Origin of the sequence: Vibrio sp. YYF0003, from assembly GCF_036350715.1 — a bacterium.
Taxonomy (GTDB): Bacteria; Pseudomonadota; Gammaproteobacteria; order Enterobacterales; family Vibrionaceae; genus Vibrio; species Vibrio natriegens.
Genome location: NZ_JAZDWA010000003.1, coordinates 1 through 20510 on the forward strand (window position 1 = coordinate 1; position 20510 = coordinate 20510).

General features: G+C 45.0%; 16 protein-coding genes and 1 other annotated feature. Of the genes, 10 read left to right on the forward strand and 6 right to left on the reverse strand.

All coding sequences use genetic code 11. From position 1 onward, the window contains the following. Positions 1 to 481 precede the first annotated feature (481 nt). Positions 482 to 1843, reverse strand: coding sequence for an amidohydrolase family protein (locus V1U08_RS10345; RefSeq protein WP_330470558.1), 1362 nt, complete (start codon positions 1841 to 1843; stop codon positions 482 to 484). A 550-nt stretch (positions 1844 to 2393) separates the two neighbouring features. Here V1U08_RS10345 and V1U08_RS10350 point away from each other — a divergent pair. The 4 genes from V1U08_RS10350 (at position 2394) to V1U08_RS10365 (ending at position 6248) form a co-directional block, all read left to right on the forward strand. Further along, positions 2394 to 3395: an ABC transporter substrate-binding protein gene (locus V1U08_RS10350; protein WP_065299150.1), complete on the forward strand. Its 1002-nt coding sequence runs from the start codon at positions 2394 to 2396 to the stop codon at positions 3393 to 3395. After that, positions 3395 to 4222, forward strand: a complete 828-nt coding sequence (locus tag V1U08_RS10355; RefSeq protein WP_330470559.1) for an ABC transporter ATP-binding protein — start codon at positions 3395 to 3397, stop codon at positions 4220 to 4222. Before V1U08_RS10350 ends, V1U08_RS10355 begins: the two co-directional genes overlap by 1 nt. A 24-nt stretch (positions 4223 to 4246) precedes the next feature. Next, positions 4247 to 5029, forward strand: coding sequence for an ABC transporter permease (locus V1U08_RS10360; RefSeq protein WP_014230894.1), 783 nt, complete (start codon positions 4247 to 4249; stop codon positions 5027 to 5029). A gap of 235 nt (positions 5030 to 5264) precedes the next feature. After that, positions 5265 to 6248: an isopenicillin N synthase family dioxygenase gene (locus V1U08_RS10365; RefSeq protein ID WP_330470560.1), complete on the forward strand. Its 984-nt coding sequence runs from the start codon at positions 5265 to 5267 to the stop codon at positions 6246 to 6248. Between the two features lie 106 nt (positions 6249 to 6354). Here the strand turns inward: V1U08_RS10365 and clpB are convergent, their stop codons facing one another. The 3 genes from clpB to rluD all read right to left on the reverse strand — a co-directional run bounded on the left by clpB (position 6355) and on the right by rluD (position 10785). Continuing rightward, positions 6355 to 8928: an ATP-dependent chaperone ClpB gene (gene clpB, locus V1U08_RS10370; RefSeq protein WP_014230892.1), complete on the reverse strand. Its 2574-nt coding sequence runs from the start codon at positions 8926 to 8928 to the stop codon at positions 6355 to 6357. A 149-nt stretch (positions 8929 to 9077) separates the two neighbouring features. Next, positions 9078 to 9806 carry a peptidoglycan editing factor PgeF gene (gene pgeF, locus V1U08_RS10375; protein WP_014230891.1) on the reverse strand — a complete coding sequence of 243 codons (729 nt, stop codon included), beginning with the start codon at positions 9804 to 9806 and terminating at the stop codon, positions 9078 to 9080. 1 nt (position 9807) lies between these two features. Then, positions 9808 to 10785 (reverse strand): 23S rRNA pseudouridine(1911/1915/1917) synthase RluD, encoded by a 978-nt coding sequence (gene rluD / locus V1U08_RS10380; RefSeq protein ID WP_065296375.1) that lies wholly within the window; start codon positions 10783 to 10785, stop codon positions 9808 to 9810. A 136-nt stretch (positions 10786 to 10921) separates the two neighbouring features. Between rluD and V1U08_RS10385 the strand changes: the two genes are divergently transcribed. From V1U08_RS10385 to yjjX, 5 genes are all read left to right on the forward strand, one after another. Then, positions 10922 to 11650, forward strand: coding sequence for an outer membrane protein assembly factor BamD (locus V1U08_RS10385; protein WP_330470561.1), 729 nt, complete (start codon positions 10922 to 10924; stop codon positions 11648 to 11650). A gap of 142 nt (positions 11651 to 11792) precedes the next feature. Then, entirely contained in the window at positions 11793 to 13274 is a 1482-nt protein-coding gene (locus tag V1U08_RS10390) for a lytic transglycosylase F (protein WP_014230888.1), read from the forward strand. Positions 13275 to 13603: 329 nt separating this feature from the next. Next, on the forward strand, positions 13604 to 13930 hold the full coding sequence (gene hpf, locus V1U08_RS10395) for a ribosome hibernation-promoting factor, HPF/YfiA family (RefSeq protein ID WP_020335943.1): 327 nt from the start codon (positions 13604 to 13606) through the stop codon (positions 13928 to 13930). Positions 13931 to 14038: 108 nt separating this feature from the next. Next, positions 14039 to 14160: a sequence feature (Phe leader region), on the forward strand. A gap of 12 nt (positions 14161 to 14172) precedes the next feature. Further along, positions 14173 to 15351, forward strand: a complete 1179-nt coding sequence (gene pheA / locus V1U08_RS10400) for a prephenate dehydratase (RefSeq protein ID WP_014230886.1) — start codon at positions 14173 to 14175, stop codon at positions 15349 to 15351. Between the two features lie 24 nt (positions 15352 to 15375). Then, positions 15376 to 15909 carry an inosine/xanthosine triphosphatase gene (gene yjjX / locus V1U08_RS10405; RefSeq protein ID WP_065296373.1) on the forward strand — a complete coding sequence of 178 codons (534 nt, stop codon included), beginning with the start codon at positions 15376 to 15378 and terminating at the stop codon, positions 15907 to 15909. Positions 15910 to 15965: 56 nt separating this feature from the next. Here the strand turns inward: yjjX and trpR are convergent, their stop codons facing one another. Continuing rightward, a complete protein-coding gene (gene trpR, locus V1U08_RS10410; RefSeq protein WP_330470562.1) occupies positions 15966 to 16265 on the reverse strand; it encodes a trp operon repressor in 300 nt (99 codons plus the stop codon). A 13-nt stretch (positions 16266 to 16278) separates the two neighbouring features. Continuing rightward, positions 16279 to 18216 carry a murein transglycosylase gene (gene sltY, locus V1U08_RS10415; protein ID WP_243976028.1) on the reverse strand — a complete coding sequence of 646 codons (1938 nt, stop codon included), beginning with the start codon at positions 18214 to 18216 and terminating at the stop codon, positions 16279 to 16281. Positions 18217 to 18658: 442 nt separating this feature from the next. Between sltY and ettA the strand changes: the two genes are divergently transcribed. Then, positions 18659 to 20326 carry an energy-dependent translational throttle protein EttA gene (gene ettA, locus V1U08_RS10420; protein WP_020335937.1) on the forward strand — a complete coding sequence of 556 codons (1668 nt, stop codon included), beginning with the start codon at positions 18659 to 18661 and terminating at the stop codon, positions 20324 to 20326. The last annotated feature ends 184 nt before the right edge of the window (positions 20327 to 20510 follow it).

A 20510-nucleotide genomic window follows, 5' to 3' on the forward strand; every position in this document is an offset into this window, starting at 1 on the left:
CAGCGTTCAATCTGAGCCATGATCAAACTCTTCAATTTAAGATTTTGTCGGCTCAATGAATACTGAACATTACATAAAGTAATGTTTGAATTGACTGTGCTGAATCCGAAGATTCAATGGTCACTTCGTATCATTGAAACCTAATTTGAAACCGAAGTTTCTAATTGGATTATCATCAACGAGTGCCCACACAGATTGATAGGTTCTTATTTTTAAAGAGCGTTTCGACTGAGGCTTGCTCAAATCGGACGGCCATTTTAGCGAGATAACTTTTGGTGTCAAACACTTTTTTCAGTTATTTCTCTGTGAGTTATTTTTTAACTCAACCGTCTTGTTATCCCGCATTGCTTTGCTAGACAACGGAGGCGAATTATAGGGAGAAAAATTGACTTGGCAAGGGGAATTCAGCCTAAAAAAGACATTTTTAGACTGAACGTTTAAATAAGCATCAATTTGAGGATTGTATAGCCGATTAATAGGCTTATGACTCTAATTTCGCCACTCGTTGATTGAGTTCAGCGATCGAATTTCTTACTTCGTCGACTAAATAGCCGTACTGCGCATCTTGCTCTTGCTGATAGACAATGCGTCCATTTACAAAGCTCACTTTAACCGACGCAGGTTCACCGCACATAATTGGAGCCATTAGTGAAGAGTGACAGCCTGACAAACGAGGCTGATTGAGATCATAAAGGACGAGGTCAGCGGCGTAACCTTCTTTTATTTCCCCCACATCGGTAAGACCTAAGATATCAGCCCCTCCTTTACTGCCCCATTCCAGGACTTGTTCCAATGTTGTCGCATCTGGACCATTTTGTGCTCTGTGAATTAGCCAAGTCAGGTTGAGCTCTTGCAGCATCGATCCTGATTCAGCAGACGCGGAGCCATCCACTCCCAGAGAAATAGGCATACCCGCTTTGGCCATCTCAATAACAGGTGCGATGCCACTCCCCAGACGGCAGTTAGATGTTGGGCAATGAGCGATTCCCGTTTTCGTCTCCGCTAACCGCTGAATATCAGCCTCACTCGCTTGGACCAAATGAGCAAACCATACATCATCACCCAGCCAGTCACAGCTCTGTGCAAACTCAACCGCACTCATTCCGTACTTAGCGAATGCTTGCTCATTATCAAAGTCCACTTCTAGAAGATGGGAGTGCATTCTCAATTTTTGACTTCTGGCATACTCAGCCATTAATTTGAGATCGCTAGGCGTTGCAGAATGAGCGATTGTGGTTGGTGCAACCACCAGCTTACGCATCGCAGATCCACCTTCTTGATGGTAACGACTACGAGTATGCTCTAAACGTGAAATCATTTGCTCTGCAGATTCTGGAACAACACCAGCTTTCGCTAACCCTTTGTGCGTGCCTTTAACTGTTGCCCCTCCCCGACATAAGACCAAGCGTATTCCCATTTCGTCAGCAGCCTGCCAAAGAACATCTTCTAACTCTTGGCTTGAGCTCGCATGATAAAGATAGTGGTGGTCAGCACAGGTCGTCGCACCAGAGCGAAGTAACTCATAGAAACCCAACTTAGCAGCGGAATACATGATCTCCGGTGTAATTTGAGGCCAATAGCGATATGGAACGCTCGCCAGCCAATCACCTAAGCCATGATTCATGCCTGCCGGGATCCCTTTTAATATAGATTGAGCGATATGGTGATGTGTATTAACCATTCCCGGGTAAACAACACAATTTGTCGCATCGACCAGTTTTTCGCTTTCATTAGGAAGTAAGTTCTGCCCCAGCTCAGTAATGACACCATTCTGAATTCGAATATCTTTTACATTTTGTTGAGGAGAAAACACACTATTGGCATTTTTAATTAAGTAGTTCATATAAAGATCCTTTTTAATGAACAATCGGTATCTAAGTTCAAACAACTAGAATGGATTAACCTTTGAGCAATGTCCCAGAGATTCAACTCTTAACCGCTTCTACTCAACTAATAATGAGGGTATGAGAACTCACTCCCCCCACTCTGTATACAATGCAATAACTGAACCATATTCAGAATATGTAATCCTCAATGTTTAGCACCGTTCAAATGCACCAAAATATTTTTTTTGAGGCCAAAATGCACATCTTTAGTGCAACATAGTCCATATCATCCCCTCAAATTAGCATTTATTGTATACAACACTGATTTTGTAATTTCTCCCTCAAACTCAAGGTTAATCATTCGTTACTTACAGGTTACATCATATGAGACTACAGGTTATCAATGAATGGCACAGTGTTTGCTAAATGTTAATTGAAAGCGTGAGTAGAAGCGGTTAGATACCTAAACATAAGGTGTCGGGACATTGCTCATAGTTAACCTAAAGCTGTGTAACCAACAATACGGTCGCATCTTTAGGGAAGTGAAAAGGAAGACACGGAGTAACTATGAAAACTATTTCAAAATTCAACAAACTTGCCCTTTCGTTATCTTTGCTATGCGCTTCAGGAAGTAGCCTTGCAGCAGATAAAGTAACTTTCCAGCTCGACTGGTTACCTGGGGGAGACAAAGCACCAGTATTCGTTGGGGTTGAACAAGGATTTTTTGCAGCAGAGGATCTGGATGTCACCATTCTTGGTGGTAAAGGTTCTACAGATGCAATAACCAAAGTAGCGACGGGTACCGCCGACATTGGCTCGGCTGATATTGTTGCTCTGATGGTTGCAAAAGCGAATGATAATGTGCCGGTAAAAGCCATTTACTCAATTTTCAATAAAGCACCTTATGCTTTCTACGCACTGGATGATTCTGGTGTTGAGTCGGTTAAAGATGTCGCAGGCAAAACCATCGTCACTTCTCCGTTCACTTCTGCGAACGTTTTTCTGCCAATCATGCTTAAGAAGAATGGTATCGATGAAAACAGTGTAAAAGTCCTCAAAGCAGATCCAGGCGCACTCAATCCAATGCTGATTACGGGGCAGTCTGATGTGATGATTTCCTGGATGACAGATCGAGTGAAAAATACGGAGCAGGCAGAACAAGCGGGTAAAAAGCTGAATGTACTGCCTTGGTATGACGCCGGTCTTGAGTTCTATTCATCATCTATTATCGCCAGCGATAAGTTCATGTCTCAAAGTCCTGACGTAGTGAAGCGATTCGTAAAAGCTTACGCGAAAGCCGTTGAATACACCTGGGCAAATCCAGAGCAAAGTGGCGCTGCCGTTAACAAAATCGTTCCAGATGTCGATGCGGCCCAAGCGACCGATACGATTAAATCCATTCGTGGTTTAGTGATGAACGAAGTTTCAGAAAAAGATGGCGTGGGTGTATTTACTCCAGATCGCCTGAGTGAAACATGGGCGTGGACAGCGGAAGCTCAAGGCCTTGATATTGGTAAGTTAGACCCTGAAAGCGCCGTTGCTCGTCAATTTTTCCAAGAGGTGAACTAATGCAGCCATTTGTTTCGTTCAAGAACATAGGGCATACCTATCACTCTGACAAACATTCGGTTACGGTTCTCAACGATGTCAACTTCAATGTTAATAAGCATGAATTTGTTGCCATCGTTGGTCCTTCAGGTTGCGGCAAGTCTACCTTGCTGCGCCTGCTGTCAGGCCTGATATTGCCAACCCAAGGTGAGATTTCCATTTTTGGTCAGCCAGTGACTGAGCCAAGAGAAGATATCGGTATCGTGTTTCAAAAACCAACGCTATTGCCTTGGAAAAACATCCTCGACAATGTGTTATTTCCGCTCAAGCACAAGTTCAACTATGTCAGTCAAAAAGAAAAGCAGCATGCCGAAGTTCTTTTAGACACGGTTGGTCTGGCTGGCTTTGAAAACAGCATGCCAAACCAGCTTTCAGGGGGGATGCAACAACGAGTCGGGATTGCCAGAGCTTTGCTACTTAATCCGGATATTTTGATCATGGATGAGCCGTTCTCCGCGCTTGACGCATTGACTCGTGAAGAGATGGGCTTTGAGTTGCAAAAAATTTGGATGGAGAAACCGAAAACCGTCTTATTCATTACTCACTCGATCTCCGAAGCGGTGCTACTCGCCGATAAAGTATTAGTCATGGGCCCACGACCAAGTACGGTGTTAGAGGAAATCAACATTGACTTGCCTCGCCCACGTGACATTCACACACTGCAAGATCCAACGTTTGGCTCTTATACCAACAAAATTCGCGAATACTTTTATCGTTCAGAGAAAAAGAATGAGGCGGATAGCAAGGATACAGACAACGTTGAACCAATACGCAGAACGGTTGCGTAATCGAATTTATCTAAAGGAATAGATATGAAACAGTATTTGTCACAATGGTCACAAAACTGGCTTCCGCTCGTCGCGATACTAGCACTCATTCCTATGTGGGAAGCGACGTGCCGGATCTTCTCGGTACCAACATTTATACTCCCTGCGCCATCAGATATTGCACTGGCTTTCAGCCAAGTTCCGATGGAAAGGTGGTTAGACAATTTATGGGCAACACTACGCATCGCCCTGCTTGGTTTTGGAATTTCATTTTTAGTGAGTATTCCTTTGGCCATCATGATGGTGAACTCTAAATTTCTCACTAAAGCACTGTTTCCAATATTAGTTGTTATCCAGTCAACACCCGTAGTGGCGATTGCTCCACTGTTGATTGTTATTTTGGGGACCGGTGATGCGCCGCGTCTCACCATTACCTGCCTGATCACCTTCTTCCCACTTGTGGTATCCGCGACAACCGGAATGCTGGCAACCCCACCGGAGTTGATTGAGCTATCTCGCTCGCTAAGCGTAAAAAACAGCAAAACAATTTGGCAAATTCGCCTTCCTTACGCCATTCCCCATATATTCAGTGGTGTAAAGGTCGCGATTACTTTAGCCGTGATTGGCTCTGTGATTGCTGAATTCGTCGCTGCGGAAAAAGGATTAGGCTATCTGGTTCAATTCTCTACTTCGTATTTCAAGATCCCTCAAGCTTTTGCCGCACTGGTGTTCTTGTCTCTGGTGAGTATGTTGCTGTTTAAAGCCGTTAGCTGGGTGCAACGAGCTTGCTTCTCGTGGAGCCTGACCGAAGAAGAAAAGCAAAGATAGAAAACCATAATTAGCAACGCAGCGGCTTTCACAATCACCGGGCGAGAAAACTAGCCAGCGTTTAATAAAAAATTTAACAAGGTGAACTCACTCCAGCTTAGGGGTTGAGTTCATTGAGGTTAACTTAACTAGGAGTAGAAGCGGTCTGTAATAGCGAGACATTATGGCTCTCAAGCTATTGCTGGACATTGCTCCAATAACAAGCACGTATTTAATTGTTAATTGGAGAAAAACAATGACTCAATCATACCTTTTAGATGAACTTAACTTTGAAACAACCATTGGTGGACAAGGTTTAGAATCAAACGATACCGCGATCCCGTTGATCAACTTACACGATTTTGAAAACCGTCGCGAAGAGATCACGGAACAGCTCTGGGAGGCAGCCACTCAAGTCGGTTTTTTCCAGCTGGCTGATCACGGGATCAGCTTAGCGGACATTGAAAAGTCGTTTAAGCTCAGTGAGAAATTCTTTGCCCTGCCAATGGAAACAAAGCAAAACTTTTCGTTGAAAGAAGGCTTAAACGCTGGCTGGGAGTTTAAACAACAAGTTCGTCCATCCACCGGCACCGCGGATCAAAAAGAGTCGTATCAAATTACCCTTCCTCATATGGACAACTTATGGCCAAGCAACTATCAAGTAGAAGACTTTGAATCGCATCTATTGTCATTCGAGCACCAGGCGTGGCAGCTCGGGATGAAGATTCTTTCCTGCTTTGCCGATAAGTTGGGGTTTGAACGTGACTTTTTTACTAAAGCACACCAAAGAGAGTCAGAAAACTATTTGAGCACCTTACGTATGTTGCATTACCTGCCGATGAAAGAAGTTCCAGAGACAGGCTCTTTTTGGCGTGCGGGTGCACACACCGATTTCGATTGCTTGACGATGGTATTCCAGCAGGAAAATCAGGGTGGTCTGCAAGCTGCTGCCGGGAAAGACGCCAAAGACAATTTGGTGTGGAGCACGGTTGAACCAAAAGCAGGTGTCATCACTTGCAACATTGGCGACATGCTGATGCGTTGGAGTGATGACTTGTTGAAATCAACCCTGCACCGCGTGCGTATGCCAACAGCAGAAGAGAACCAAGACTCCCGTTATAGCATGGCGTTTTTCTGCCAAGCAAACCGAGACCAAATCATTCAGGGTCCACTGAAGGTTTACGAGCCGATGACGGCTGAAGACTACTTAAAGATGCGCATTAACGCGAACTTCTCTTAAAGAGTTCGGCAATTGGAATAACAGTTCGAGCCCTGTAATTCCAATACTCCGAAGACGAAAAAGCCATGCAGATGCATGGCTTTTATTTAGTTCGCTTGGTGAAAAACTATTGGTTGGCGATGATATTGCCGTCTTTGACACCCAGCACAATCGGTTTTCCTGGCAAGAACTGCCCAGAGAGAATCGATTTCGCTAGTGGGTTTTCAACATTTTGTTGAATTGCGCGTTTCAAAGGACGTGCGCCATACACCGGGTCAAAGCCGACTTGTGCTATCAACTCTAACGCCTCGTCACCGACTTCCAGATCGTAGTCTTTCTCAGCCAGACGTTTATGCAGACGTTCCAACTGAATGGAAGCAATCGACTTAATGTGCTCTTTACCAAGTGGGTGGAATACCACGGTTTCATCAACACGGTTCAAGAACTCGGGACGGAAGTGTTTGCTGACCACTTCCATGACTTCATTCTTAATGCCTTGATAATCCAGTATTGCGAAGTTTTCCTGAATTCTCGAAGAGCCTAAGTTTGAAGTCATGATCACCACTGTGTTACGGAAATCCACCGTACGACCTTGGCCATCAGTCAGACGCCCGTCATCCAGCACTTGAAGCAGAATGTTGAACACATCTGGGTGCGCTTTTTCTACCTCATCCAATAGAATGACCGAATAAGGTTTGCGACGAACCGCTTCTGTCAGATAACCGCCCTCTTCATAGCCAACGTAACCCGGAGGCGCACCAACCAGTCTCGCCACAGAGTGTTTCTCCATGAACTCAGACATATCAATACGCACCATTGCGTCTTCACTATCAAACATGAAGTTTGCCAGTGTTTTACACAACTCGGTTTTACCTACACCCGTTGGACCTAAGAACAAGAAAGAGCCAATTGGTCGGTTTGGATCCGACAACCCTGCGCGGCTACGGCGAATCGCATTCGCAACCACTTCAACCGCTTCCACCTGGCCAATAACACGTTGATGCAATACATCTTCCATGCGAAGCAGTTTTTCTTTCTCTGCTTCGAGCATCTTCGAGACCGGAATGCCCGTTTGTTTGGACAGCACTTCCGCAATTTCGTTATCAGTAACTTTGTTACGCAACAACGTCATCTCTTGCATTTCGGCTTGTGCAGCCAAGTCCAACTGTTTTTCCAGCTCAGGAATACGACCGTATTGCAACTCAGACATACGGTTTAGATCACCAGCACGGCGAGCAAACTCCATATCCATACGTGCTTGCTCAAGCTCGGATTTAATGTGTTGCGTACCCGATAGTGCGGCTTTTTCTGTATTCCATACCTCTTCTAACTCAGCATATTCACGCTCTTTCTCAGTCAACTCTTCATTTAAAGTCGTCAGACGCTTTTCACTCGCTTCATCATGCTCGTTACTTAACGCTTGCTGCTCAATTTTTAACTGAATGATTTTACGCTCAAGCTTATCCAAAGACTCTGGTTTCGAATCGATTTGCAGACGAATGCTTGATGCCGCCTCATCGATTAAGTCGATCGCCTTATCAGGTAATTGACGATCAGAAACGTATCGATGTGACAAACTTGCTGCCGCTACGATAGCCGGGTCGGTAATTTCTACATGGTGATGCAGCTCATAACGCTCTTTCAAACCACGTAAAATGGCGACCGTATCTTCAACAGTTGGCTCATCCACCAGCACTTTTTGGAAACGACGCTCTAATGCTGCGTCTTTCTCAATGTACTTACGGTATTCGTCCAATGTTGTCGCACCAACACAGTGAAGTTCACCACGAGCCAATGCTGGTTTCAGCATGTTACCCGCATCCATAGACCCTTCACCTTTACCAGCGCCCACCATCGTATGAAGCTCATCAATAAACAGAATGATGTTGCCTTCTTCTTTGGCTAACTCATTCAATACTGATTTCAAGCGCTCTTCGAACTCACCTCGGTATTTTGCACCGGCAACCAGTGCGCCCATATCTAACGCGAGCACTCGACGACCACGTAAACCTTCTGGCACTTCATTGTTAATAATGCGCTGTGCCAGACCTTCAACGATCGCTGTTTTACCCACACCAGGTTCACCAATGATAACCGGGTTATTCTTGGTGCGACGTTGCAGAACTTGGATCGTACGACGGATTTCATCATCACGGCCAATCACCGGATCCAACTTACCCTGCTCTGCTCTTTCGGTAAGGTCTATGGTGAACTTTTCCAAAGCCTGACGAAGCTCTTCCGCATTCGGATCATCGACCTTTTGACCACCTCTGATCTTTTCGATCGCTTGGCTTACTTTCTGCTCGGTTAAACCGACTTCTTTCAATAATTGACCAAGCGGACCTTTGTCTTCAATGGCGGCTAGGAGGAAGATTTCAGACGAAATATACGAGTCCTGGCGTTTTTGAGCGACTTTGTCACAAAGATTGAACAAAGTCCCCATTGCACCCGAAAGCTGCACATCACCACCAATGCCGCTGACTTTTGGTAATCGATCAAGGATTTCACTCAACTTAGAGCGTAAATGTGTCACGTCCACATCCAACATTGTCAGCAATGGACGAATTGGACTGCCATTTTGATCAAGCAAAGCCACCATCAGGTGAACTGGCTCTATATATTGATGATCGCGCCCCAACGCTAATGATTGAGCATCAGAGATAGCGATTTGAAACTTACTTGTGAATCTATCAAGACGCATATCGACCTTCCTAACCTCATATAAGAGAATACTAATAACAGTAGAAAGATGGATACTCAGTAGGGGAATTTCAAGGGAGGATGTAAATAAATATAAACAGTGATGCAAACTCAGGGAATGCATCACCCATTTCAATTACTGGTTAAAACCTAATCTTCAAGCCAGATAAAGGTCGCTTGGCGCCCGGTCACCCCGTCACGACGATAAGAGTAAAAATCATCACCGTTTTGGTATGTACACAAACCCGAGTCAAACACTTGGGAGACTCCAGCTTTGTTTAGACGCTGCGTTGCGAGCTTGGACATATCAGCAAACCACTTGCCTTGAATGTCTCGCGGAATAAACGCTTGCTCAGCCTTAGGATCAAAATCAACAAAAGCTTGCAGAACATCTTCACCGACTTCAAATGCTTCTGGACCGATAGCAGGTCCAAGCCATGCCATCACTTCACCAGAAAACATCTCTAAAGCATTTTCGACAATGCCATTAGCTAAACCTCGCCAGCCAGCATGGACTGCCGCAACTTGTGTGCCTTGGCTATTGGTTAAAATCACCGGCAGACAATCTGCGGTCATCGCAGAACATACAACGTAACCAGAATTGGTGAACACGCCATCGGCATCGAGCACTTTAGACGTTGGCTCTGAAACCTGAGTGACAACGGTAGAGTGAGTCTGATTCAACCAAACCGGCGCACTTGGCATTTCGGCCTGCTTCATCAGCCAGTCACGGTTTTGTTCTACTAATGACAAATCGTCCCCAACGTGAGCGCCAAGATTAAGCCCTTGATAGGCTCCCGTCGAAACGCCTCCCACTCGCGTGGAAGCAAACGCTTTTACATTTTTAGGCGCTGGCCAGTTAGGAACAATGATCTTCATATTAGAATTCGTCCGGTAAACCGTGTTCTTCAGTATCTTTACGCAGTGCTTCGGTCATTGCCACCATGTCATCTGGCACTGGAGCATGAAACTCCAACTCTTCACCAGTGATAGGGTGTTCAAAGCGTAACATCACAGCGTGAAGTGCCTGACGGTCGAAGCCACGGATCATGTCTGTCAGCTCTTGCGAAGCACCTGTTGGAATACGTGCGCGACCACCGTAAGCCGTATCACCTAGCAATGGATGCTGCAGGTAAGACATATGAACACGGATCTGGTGAGTACGACCCGTCTCAAGACGCAGGCGAATGCGCGTGTGCTCACGGAAGTGTTCTGCAACACGGTAGTGAGTAACCGCTGGTTTCCCCATTGGAGCCACAGCCATTAATGTACGCTTGGTTGAGTGACGGCCAATCGGCTGATCGACTTTACCACCCGCTGTCATACGGCCAATAGCAATCGCCTCGTATTCACGAGTGATATTACGCTTTTGCAGTGCACGAACTAAACGCGTCTGCGCTGGTACCGTTTTCGCTACCACCATCAAACCGGTAGTATCTTTATCAAGACGGTGAACAATACCTGCACGCGGTACTTCAGCAATATCCGGGTAATGATGTAGTAATGCATTTAGCACCGTACCATCAGGCGTACCTGCACCTGGGTGTACAACAAAATCACGAGGCTTATTGATTACGATGATGTCATCATCTTCGTAGACGATATCTAGCGGGATATCTTGCGCTTCCCAGCGTTCTTCATCTTCCAGCTCGGCTTGCAATGTAATTTCCTCGCCGCCCATGACTTTGGTGCGAGGTTTGGTGACAACTTCACCATTCACTTGAACTTTCCCCTCAAGAAGCCATTCTTTCAGGCGAGAGCGAGAGAAGTCCGCGAATAATTCTGCGATAGCTTGGTCTAAACGCTGACCTAATTGACTATCTTTTACGGTATTTGTTAATACTATCTGCTGAGCCATATCGAACTTTTTTAAAAACTGTGAGACTAATGCTCACGACTGTGGAAAAATAGACTATTACGTCATTGTATCTGTTACTGGAAAGAAAGTAACGGCAGCTTAAGAAATATTTAGATTCAAGGAACAGACTCCTGATATGAAACGTCAGACTTTAACAGGCCTTTTAGCGGTATCCCTTCTGTTTGGATGTGCAAGCAAAGAAGAAATCGTTCCTGATGTGCCACCTTCGGAACTGTATGCAGACGCACAAACCTCGCTTCAAACCGGCAATTGGCTTACTGCGATTGAAAAACTGGAAGCATTAGACTCACGCTACCCATTTGGTGCGTACTCCGAGCAGGTACAACTTGATCTCATTTACGCGTACTACAAAAACGACGACCTAACACTTGGCTTGGCAACCATCTCACGCTTTATGCGCCTAAACCCAACTCACGAAAAAATGGACTGGGTGTTGTACATGCGCGGCCTAACTCATATGGCGCAAGATCGTAACTTTATGCACGATCTGTTTAATATTGATCGCAGCGACCGAGATCCAGAGCCAGTTAAACAAGCCTTTGATGATTTCAAAAAGCTACTTCAACGTTACCCAAACAGCCATTATGCAGAAGATTCACAAAAACGCATGATCGCCTTGAAAAACCGTTTGGCCAATTATGATCTGGCAACGGCAGATTTCTACCTACGCCGTGAAGCGTGGATTGCCGCGATCAACCGCAGCCAAGAACTGCAAAAGACCTTCCCTGATACAGAAGCAGCGCGTAAGTCGCTCGATATACAGCTAGAAGCTTACAAGCAGCTTGGTCTGGAAGACTCTATCGCCAGAACGGAAGAGTTGATTAAGCTTAATCCAGTCGATTAAACCAAACTGCCGCAAAACTCCTCGCCACAGTCTCAACAACTGTGGCGTTTTTCTATCAAAGCATCTTCCCCGTGCGTGACTTGATGGTTTTTTGAGCACAATATATGCTTAAAGCTCTCCCACCATTAACCTGGACGTGAACGTGAGATTATCTAAGCTATGGGCAATATTACTGATCCTGCTGTCAGCATCCGTTTGCGCATTACAAATTTCACCGTTGAAACAGCCACCGTATACCGGTGATTTAGACGTCATAAAAGAGAAGAACTTACTACGCGTGCTTGTCTCTGCTGACTTGGGCTTTTACTACATTGAAGGCGGGACTCCTAAAGGAATTGGTGCAGAGCTTCTGGCTCATTTCGAGAAAGATTTACGCAAAATCAAACCGAAACTAAACGTACAAATTATCCCTCTTGCTCGTGACCAGTTGATTCCCGCTCTAAACAAAGGCTCTGGCGACTTAATTGTCGCAAACCTGACGATTACTGATAGCCGTAAAGAAAAAGTCGATTTTAGTTCCCCAATAATTTCGGGAATTCAAGAGTGGATCGTCACCAACAAAAAAACACCTGCCATCACAAAGCTAGAGCAACTGAGTGGTAAAGAGATATGGGTCCGAGCTAGCTCCAGTTATTTTGAAAGCATTCAATCTCTTAATAAAACTTTAAACAAGAAAGGATTACCACCCGTCATTGTCCACTTCGTTGAAGAAACCCTCCAAGACTACGAACTGGTTGGCATGCTGAATAATGGCTACGTCAAAGCCATCGTGTTAGATAGCCACAAAGCAAGCCTTTGGCTCAAAGTAATGGATGACATTCGGGTACACAAAAAGGTTCCACTGCGTAAAAGTGGCAAAATCGGCTGGGCAATGCGTAAAGACAGCCCGCAGTTGAAAGCTGTGGTCAATAAGTTCATCAAGAAATCACGCTCCGGCACCCTGCTCGGAAACGTCATCTACGGCAAGTACATTGACAATACCAACTGGCTCAATAAAGCGCTCAACCCGAAAAAAATTGCTCAGTTAGAAAAACTGTCCGCGTTGTTTTCACGCTATGGCGAGAAGTACAACTTTGACTATCTGCTGATAGCGGCCGTCGCTTATAAAGAATCGGGCTTTAATAATAATCTGGTCGGCAGTCGAGGCGCGGTGGGCATTATGCAAATCCTACCCAGTACCGCACAAGATCCGAATATCAACATCAAAAATGTTCGACAATTGGAAAACAACGTTCATGCAGGCGTGAAGTACATGGCGTTTTTACGTCGGCAATACTTCAACGACAAGGCCATATCCGCCGAAAACAAAATCTATTTCACTTTGGCCGCCTATAACGCTGGGCCGGGCAATGTCGAGAGAATGCGTAAGCTCGCCGCCAGACAGGGATATAACCCAAATGTGTGGTTCAATAATGTTGAAGTCGTGATGAGAAAGAACATCAGCGCAACCGTCGGTTATGTCACCACCATCAATCGTTACTACGTCATATACAAACAATTAGAGAGTTTGGACCACGCTAAATCGTTAAAGAATGTTTTGTTGGCTCCGGACGATCCGGTTTTCATGACCCCATTACTCAAGGTTAGTCAAACACCAGAAAGCAAAAAGCCGCTTGTTAACTAAGCGGCTTTTCAAAACTCTCTTTGATTACATACTCTAGTGTGATTTCAATCACGTATTTTATTCAGTTAATTTTTGACCAAACTAAATTATGGGCTGTACAACGCCCCTAAAAACGAGGTGGTTTTCAGCTGAGTACTCTATCCAATCTAATGATTTGCTAACCGATAACAAGCTATTTAACGATAAATCTCGATACTTCTTGAGTGAGATCACATTCATTTTTCCTTTTAAAAACCTCGAACCAAATAGTGATACAGATCACATTTATTTATCCATAAAGCAGTAATCTGAACTTAACCCATGAGGGATGCAACAGAGGAAAAATACTTATGACAATGAATATCACTGGCAAAAACATCGAAATCACCTCTGCAATCCGAGCTCATATTGAGAGCAAATTTAAAAAACTGGAGAAATGGCAAGTCGACCTAATTGGATGCCAGGCAACTTTCAGTGAGGAACCAAATAAACAGAAAAAATTCGAAGCGGTTATCAAGGTTCCAAAAGGCCAACTTATCGCCTCAGCGACTCACGAAGATCTTTACGCAGCTATCAACGAAGTGGAGCAAAAACTAGAACGACAATTGAATAAGCTGACCCACAAGCCTGAAGCTCGCAGAGCTACCAAGCCAGAGCTTGAAGTAGAAGAAGAGTAAATAGACCAGATTGAGGAAATAGCGCCGTAAGGCGCTATTTTTTTGCTTGACGCTCTACGCCTGCTTGCTTATTGTGTTTAAACACTCATAAATTGCGCACTAATTATGCATTTAACCCCTCTGTTTATTTTTGACTTCTTTTTCCTCCCATAGATGGAGGGGCGAACTCGTTTGTGAAAGAAAAGTCAAAAACAAACAGAAAGCCTCCCAAACCGGGAGGCTTTTTTATAAGGAAAGAATTGATGACTGACCAACCCATTTCTCTGGAAGATATTCGTGTACGTTTAAACGAACTTGATGACGAGCTACTTAGCTTGTTGTCTGAGCGCCGCAGACTCAGCATTGAAGTTGCCAAGAGCAAAGTACAAACCTCAAAGCCTGTTCGCGATGCTGTCCGTGAACAACAGTTGTTGGTGAAGCTCATTTCTAATGGCCGCGAAAAATATGATTTAGACGCTCAGTACATCACCAAACTTTTCCACACAATTATTGAAGACTCCGTTCTTCTGCAGCAAAGTTATCTCCAGAATCTAGTTAATCCACAACAAAGCCGTAAACCTCTCGCACGTGTTGCTTTCCTTGGTGCGAAAGGCTCATATTCACATCTGGCAAGCCGCGAATATTTTAGCCGTAAAAATACTGAACTGATTGAACTGAACTGTGAACACTTCAGGGAAGTAACTCAGACGGTAGAATCAGGTCACGCCGACTACGGTGTCCTACCAATTGAAAACACCAGCTCAGGCTCTATTAACGAAGTGTATGACTTGCTGCAACACACCACGTTGTACATCGTTGGTGAGCTGACACAACCGATTGAGCATTGCCTGGTAGCGACAAAAGACATTCGTCTTGAAAACATTAAAACGCTTTACTCTCACCCTCAGCCTCATCAGCAATGCAGTGAGTTCCTAAGCCGCATGAAAGGCGTAAAACTGGAATCTTGCGCCAGCACTGCCGACGCTATGCAAAAAGTCCAAGAACTGAATCGTGATGATGTAGCGGCTATCGGTAATGCTTCAAGCGGTAAGTTGTACGGCCTACAAGCGATTCAGGGCAATATCGCTAATCAAACAGAAAACCATACTCGCTTTATCGTAGTAGCTCGTAAACCAGTCGAGGTATCTACGCAAATACCAGCCAAGACGACGCTGATTATGTCCACGTCTCAACAAGCGGGTTCACTGGTTGAAACACTACTGGTACTGCAACGCTATGGCATCAATATGACCAAGCTTGAGTCGCGTCCTATTATGGGCAATCCATGGGAAGAAATGTTCTACGTTGACCTAGAATCTCATTTGGATTCGCAAGAGATGCAGCAAGCGTTGCAAGAGCTCACTAAGATCACTAAGCACCTGAAAGTACTGGGTTGTTACCCTAGCGAAAATGTAAAACCAACCCAAGTTAAATTGAGTTAATAGACACCTGTGAGCAAAAAGATCATGGCAACCCAAAAAGTCGTTATTGCCTCTTTAAATCCGGCAAAAATCAATGCGGTTAAGAGTGCGTTTCAAAGCGCATTTCCAAATCAGGCTTTTGAGTTTGAGGGAGTGAGTGTACCCAGCGAAGTTGCGGATCAGCCGATGAGCAACGAAGAAACGTATACAGGCGCATTGAATAGAGTAAAAAATGCCAAAGTCGACGCTCTAGGCGGGGATTTTTATGTTGGACTAGAAGCTGGTATCGAAGGCAATGTTACCTTCGCCTGGATGGTGATCGAGTCGCAGACTCATCGTGGCGAATCCCGCTCAGCAAGTTTGATGTTACCGCCAGAAGTGTTGGCGCAACTTGAACATGCCAATGAACTTGGCGATGTCATGGACAGCGTGTTTGGCACAGAAAATATTAAACAGAAGGGTGGCGCAATCAGTCTATTGACCCAAAACCAATTGACGCGCAGCTCGGTATATCATCAAGCCTTAATTCTGGCTTTGATTCCTTTTACCAACACAGAGCACTTTCCAGCGAATCTTTAAAGCTCACGTTCCTATTCTATTGGTATTAAAAAGGGCGGAATTTCCGCCCTTTTGTTTTACTCTGTTGGCTCTAATAATGCTTTGAGCTTGTCTTTCTCTTCATCCGATTTGGATTTCAACTCATTTGAGCCGCGTGTGATGGTTGCAATGCCCACGCCCAGCATCTGGCTGATTTGACGTTGAGATAACTCGCCTTTGAGCAGTTCATTAAGAATGTTCACTCGGGCAATTAATGAATCTCGTTCATCAGGTGTCATCAGCATCGTTAAAAACATTTCATGCTGCTGACTATCGACACTTGTTCGAATTAGCTCAAGAATCTGCTGCCAGTCTGTGTACTCGGGTTCGTGTGACATCAAGTTACCTCACTCAATACTTGGTATTGATCTCATGTTGATTCAAGAACGCGCCATCGATACCCAAAAGATCACGGTAGTAAGTTTCAAACATTAAGATGTTCTGAACATAACCACGTGTCTCTTTAAATGGAATCGCCTCGATAAAGGCATAAGCATCCACTTTTCCCTGGGTTCGCTCTCGCCACGTTTTCACTCTGTTAGGGCCAGCATTATAAGCTGCTAGAGCAAAAATACGATTATTATCGTAATCCTCTAATAAACCTTGCAGGTAATGGCTGCCAATTTCGATATTTTTACCGACGTTATACAACTCTTCAGTACCTTGATACTTTAACTTGTACTTACGTGCGGTGTATTTTGCAGTTTCAGGCATTATCTGCATGATACCGCGAGCACCAACGGGTGAACGAGCCTCTACATCCAACGCACTTTCTTGCCTTGCCAAAGACATCATGGTAACCGGGTCGATATCATGCTTCTTCGCATAGAAATTAAACCACCACTGATGCGCAACAGGGAACCGTAATTCAATATTGTCCCACATCTGAGCTTGAATACTTGCGGTAACAGTCAAGTGATGCCAATGCTTCGAAGAGGCATAAGCCGCTAGCATGGCTTTGTCGTCTTTATTCACCCGACGGAGCAAATGCGCCCACTCGCTCTTTGCTGCAGAAATCTTGTCTGTCGCGATCATCTCCGAAATACGGGCCAAAGCATCGTGATAAGGCTGAACTGCCTTACTGTCTAATTTGATTCGGTGACTTGGATATTTGATCGACTGCCCTATCGCGTTTGCGGCTGCGACACTATAAAAGTTACGCTCTCCAACCAATGTTGCTAAACGCTTCTTACCCGCAATGTCATCTCCGAGTGCAATTTCACTTCGGCCCAACCAATATTGCCATCGCAGCGTCGCCTGCTCTTCTTTGTTAAGAACCGCAATCCACTCCTGAACCCCTTTCCAGTCTGCATTTTGCACCGCGAGACGAATACGAGTCTCGATGAGAGGCAGGTCCTGACTGGTTTTTGTCTTGTCATCTCGCCATTTAGCCAGACTGGCCGACTCTGTACGCGTCAGCCTGAAGGCAATGTAATCTGCCAATGACTGTGCTTTTTCAGGAGAGAATTTCTGCCCTTTTACCACCGAGTCATACGCTTGTTGTGCCTGCTCGATATTCATGCGAGCTAACTTTTCTAACGCATATTGACTCTGAGCACGATTAAAATCGTTCGCGGGCTTTTTCTTGGCAAATTCAGCGACCGTGGCAGGCTTATCAAACAACGCCTTCATATCTTGGGCTTGTTGTTTCGCTTTTGCCGACTTTGGTAGCTTTTGCAGATAACTCATCAGGCTGCCGTTACGTGCATCAAACGCCAGTAACATTCGCTGTAATATCAAATCGTCAGTTCTTCCGCCCGCTTTATCCCAGGCAGAAAATAGCGGGTCACACTCAGAAGCGATACTTGAACCGCTTAACCACATATCTTCCGCGCCTTTAAACGCAGCAACTTGTTTACCCTGCTTCAAATTCGCCTGGTAAAAAATACACTGGTAACGCTCGCCACTGGGTATCACTTTTTGAAACTCAGTAATGGCCTTCCAATCTTTCTCTTTGTAGAGATGATTCAGATAAGGAGCGCTAACACGGCGAGAAAAGGGAAAAGTCTCGTACTCGGAGATAAAGTCATTAACTTGTTTTGGGGACTTACTCGGTAACTGTCGAATGAAAGTACGGTAGTCCACATAAGGTGTCAGCGGATAGTCCGCAATTTTGGGACGGATCACTAAGTACCCGTTGATATCATTTTTATCTAATAGATTTTGGGCCTGCTCATACACTTCGCGCTGTTTTTCTAAGCTAAGCGCGGCGTTCGCTGTCAGACTAACCGCACATAAAGCAGCAGCACAGCATACACTTTTAGCCAATTCCGTAACGTTGAATCTCATTTGTATATTTTTCCCCAGACATTTATTGCCTCAAAGCCTAGTTTTCTTAGAGTTTATGTTTCAAAGGCACTTTAAGTATATGCATACATTTACACAGAAATATGCAACCAATGTAAAGTGAATTGATGTATTAAAATTTATACTCGTTAACTTTTGCAGCAATGAGGACGAGAAGTTCATAATGTGCAAAGAAATCCATTCTTCACTTCAAGCGAATAACAAAAGTGTATACCGTAACCATGTAAGTTTCCGGTCAGCTTAGAATAAGAAATCGTATAACAGGTAAAATTCTTGCAGCGCGGTAACAAATAGCCCCAGGTAAACGATTTATGCCAGTCAGTGACAAGGCTCTGAATTGGGCATCCTGAAGTCATTTGGGTATATCAGGCAGTTGGTATAAAATAGTGGGTTTGAATAACAGTTAATTTAGGAACGATCGGCAATGGCTGAATACGTATATACCATGTCGCGGGTGAGCAAAATTGTGCCACCTAAGCGTCAAATTCTTAAAGACATCTCTCTGAGCTTCTTCCCTGGTGCGAAAATCGGTGTTTTAGGTCTGAACGGTGCAGGTAAATCAACTCTGCTACGTATCATGGCGGGTATCGACACGGATATCGACGGTGAAGCACGTCCACAACCTGGGCTTAATGTTGGCTACCTTCCACAGGAGCCGGTACTTGATGAATCAAAAACCGTTCGTGAGATTGTAGAAGAAGCGGTATCAGACGTTGCAGGCGCGCTTCAACGTTTGGACGCGGTATATGCAGCATACGCTGAACCAGATGCGGATTTCGATGCTCTGGCAAAAGAACAAGGCGAACTGGAAGCTCTGATTCAAGCGAAAGATGGCCATAATCTTGATAATGCACTAGAACGCGCAGCGGATGCTTTGCGTCTTCCTGAGTGGGATCAAAAGATTGCCCATCTGTCAGGTGGTGAGCGTCGTCGTGTCGCTATTTGTCGTCTTCTACTAGAAAAGCCGGACATGCTTCTTCTCGACGAACCAACCAACCACTTGGATGCTGAGTCTGTTGCTTGGCTAGAACGCTTCCTGGTTGATTATACAGGTACTGTTGTAGCGATTACCCACGATCGTTACTTCCTTGATAACGCTGCTGGCTGGATTCTTGAACTTGACCGTGGTGAAGGTATTCCATGGGAAGGTAACTACACCTCTTGGCTAGAGCAAAAAGATGCACGTCTACAACAAGAAGCATCACAAGAAAGCGCTCGTCAAAAAACCATCGAGAAAGAACTTGAGTGGGTACGCAAAAACCCTAAAGGTCGTCAGGCGAAATCGAAAGCGCGTATGGCTCGTTTTGAAGAGCTTCAAAACACTGACCATCAAAAACGTAACGAGACCAACGAATTATTTATCCCGCCAGGTGAGCGCCTAGGTGACAAGGTTATCGAAGTGAATAACCTGACGAAATCGTTCGACGGCCGTGTACTGATTGATGACTTGTCATTCAGCATCCCTAAAGGTGCGATCGTCGGTATTATAGGTGCCAACGGTGCAGGTAAGTCAACGCTATTCAAAATGCTAAGCGGCACAGAGCAACCAGATTCAGGCACTATTGAACTGGGTGATACTGTGAAACTGGCATCGGTTGAGCAGTTCCGTGACTCAATGAACGACAAGAACACTGTATTCCAAGAGATTTCTGAAGGCGCTGATATCATTAAGATCAACAACTTCGAAATCCCTGCACGTGCATACTGTTCACGTTTCAACTTCAAAGGCTCTGATCAACAGAAAGTAATCGGTGAGCTATCTGGTGGTGAGCGTAACCGTGTACACCTTGCGAAACTACTGAAAGCGGGCGGCAACGTACTGTTACTCGATGAACCAACCAACGACCTTGACGTTGAAACGCTACGTGCACTAGAAGAAGCGCTACTTGAATTCCCGGGCTGTGCAATGGTTATCTCGCACGACCGTTGGTTCCTTGACCGTATCGCAACACACATCATCGACTACCGTGACGAAGGTCAGGTTAACTTCTACGAAGGCAACTACACCGAGTACATGGACTGGTTGAAGAAGACGCTTGGTCCTGAAGCTGCAGAACCTCATCGCATCAAATACAAACGTATCGCGAAGTAATCTCTACAGATTCATGGTCGCTACCTGACACAGTCAGGAAAGTCCGATTGTAATTTGAACAAAGGCCGCTATCATAGCGGCCTTTCGTTTTCTGAAGGCTGAACCAACATCACTTTTTAGCCATCCCGACACTTTCAGATAATATTCGCACACTTTTTGTGCTTTTTGATATATGATTCAGTCC

Coding starts and splice junctions, on each gene's coding strand:
- V1U08_RS10345 (WP_330470558.1), bottom strand. CDS start 1,843: ATGAACTACTTAATTAAAAATGCCAATAGTGTGTTTTCTCCTCAACAA.
- V1U08_RS10350 (WP_065299150.1), top strand. CDS start 2,394: ATGAAAACTATTTCAAAATTCAACAAACTTGCCCTTTCGTTATCTTTG.
- V1U08_RS10355 (WP_330470559.1), top strand. CDS start 3,395: ATGCAGCCATTTGTTTCGTTCAAGAACATAGGGCATACCTATCACTCT.
- V1U08_RS10360 (WP_014230894.1), top strand. CDS start 4,247: ATGAAACAGTATTTGTCACAATGGTCACAAAACTGGCTTCCGCTCGTC.
- V1U08_RS10365 (WP_330470560.1), top strand. CDS start 5,265: ATGACTCAATCATACCTTTTAGATGAACTTAACTTTGAAACAACCATT.
- clpB (WP_014230892.1), bottom strand. CDS start 8,928: ATGCGTCTTGATAGATTCACAAGTAAGTTTCAAATCGCTATCTCTGAT.
- pgeF (WP_014230891.1), bottom strand. CDS start 9,806: ATGAAGATCATTGTTCCTAACTGGCCAGCGCCTAAAAATGTAAAAGCG.
- rluD (WP_065296375.1), bottom strand. CDS start 10,785: ATGGCTCAGCAGATAGTATTAACAAATACCGTAAAAGATAGTCAATTA.
- V1U08_RS10385 (WP_330470561.1), top strand. CDS start 10,922: ATGAAACGTCAGACTTTAACAGGCCTTTTAGCGGTATCCCTTCTGTTT.
- hpf (WP_020335943.1), top strand. CDS start 13,604: ATGACAATGAATATCACTGGCAAAAACATCGAAATCACCTCTGCAATC.
- pheA (WP_014230886.1), top strand. CDS start 14,173: ATGACTGACCAACCCATTTCTCTGGAAGATATTCGTGTACGTTTAAAC.
- yjjX (WP_065296373.1), top strand. CDS start 15,376: ATGGCAACCCAAAAAGTCGTTATTGCCTCTTTAAATCCGGCAAAAATC.
- trpR (WP_330470562.1), bottom strand. CDS start 16,265: ATGTCACACGAACCCGAGTACACAGACTGGCAGCAGATTCTTGAGCTA.
- sltY (WP_243976028.1), bottom strand. CDS start 18,216: ATGAGATTCAACGTTACGGAATTGGCTAAAAGTGTATGCTGTGCTGCT.
- ettA (WP_020335937.1), top strand. CDS start 18,659: ATGGCTGAATACGTATATACCATGTCGCGGGTGAGCAAAATTGTGCCA.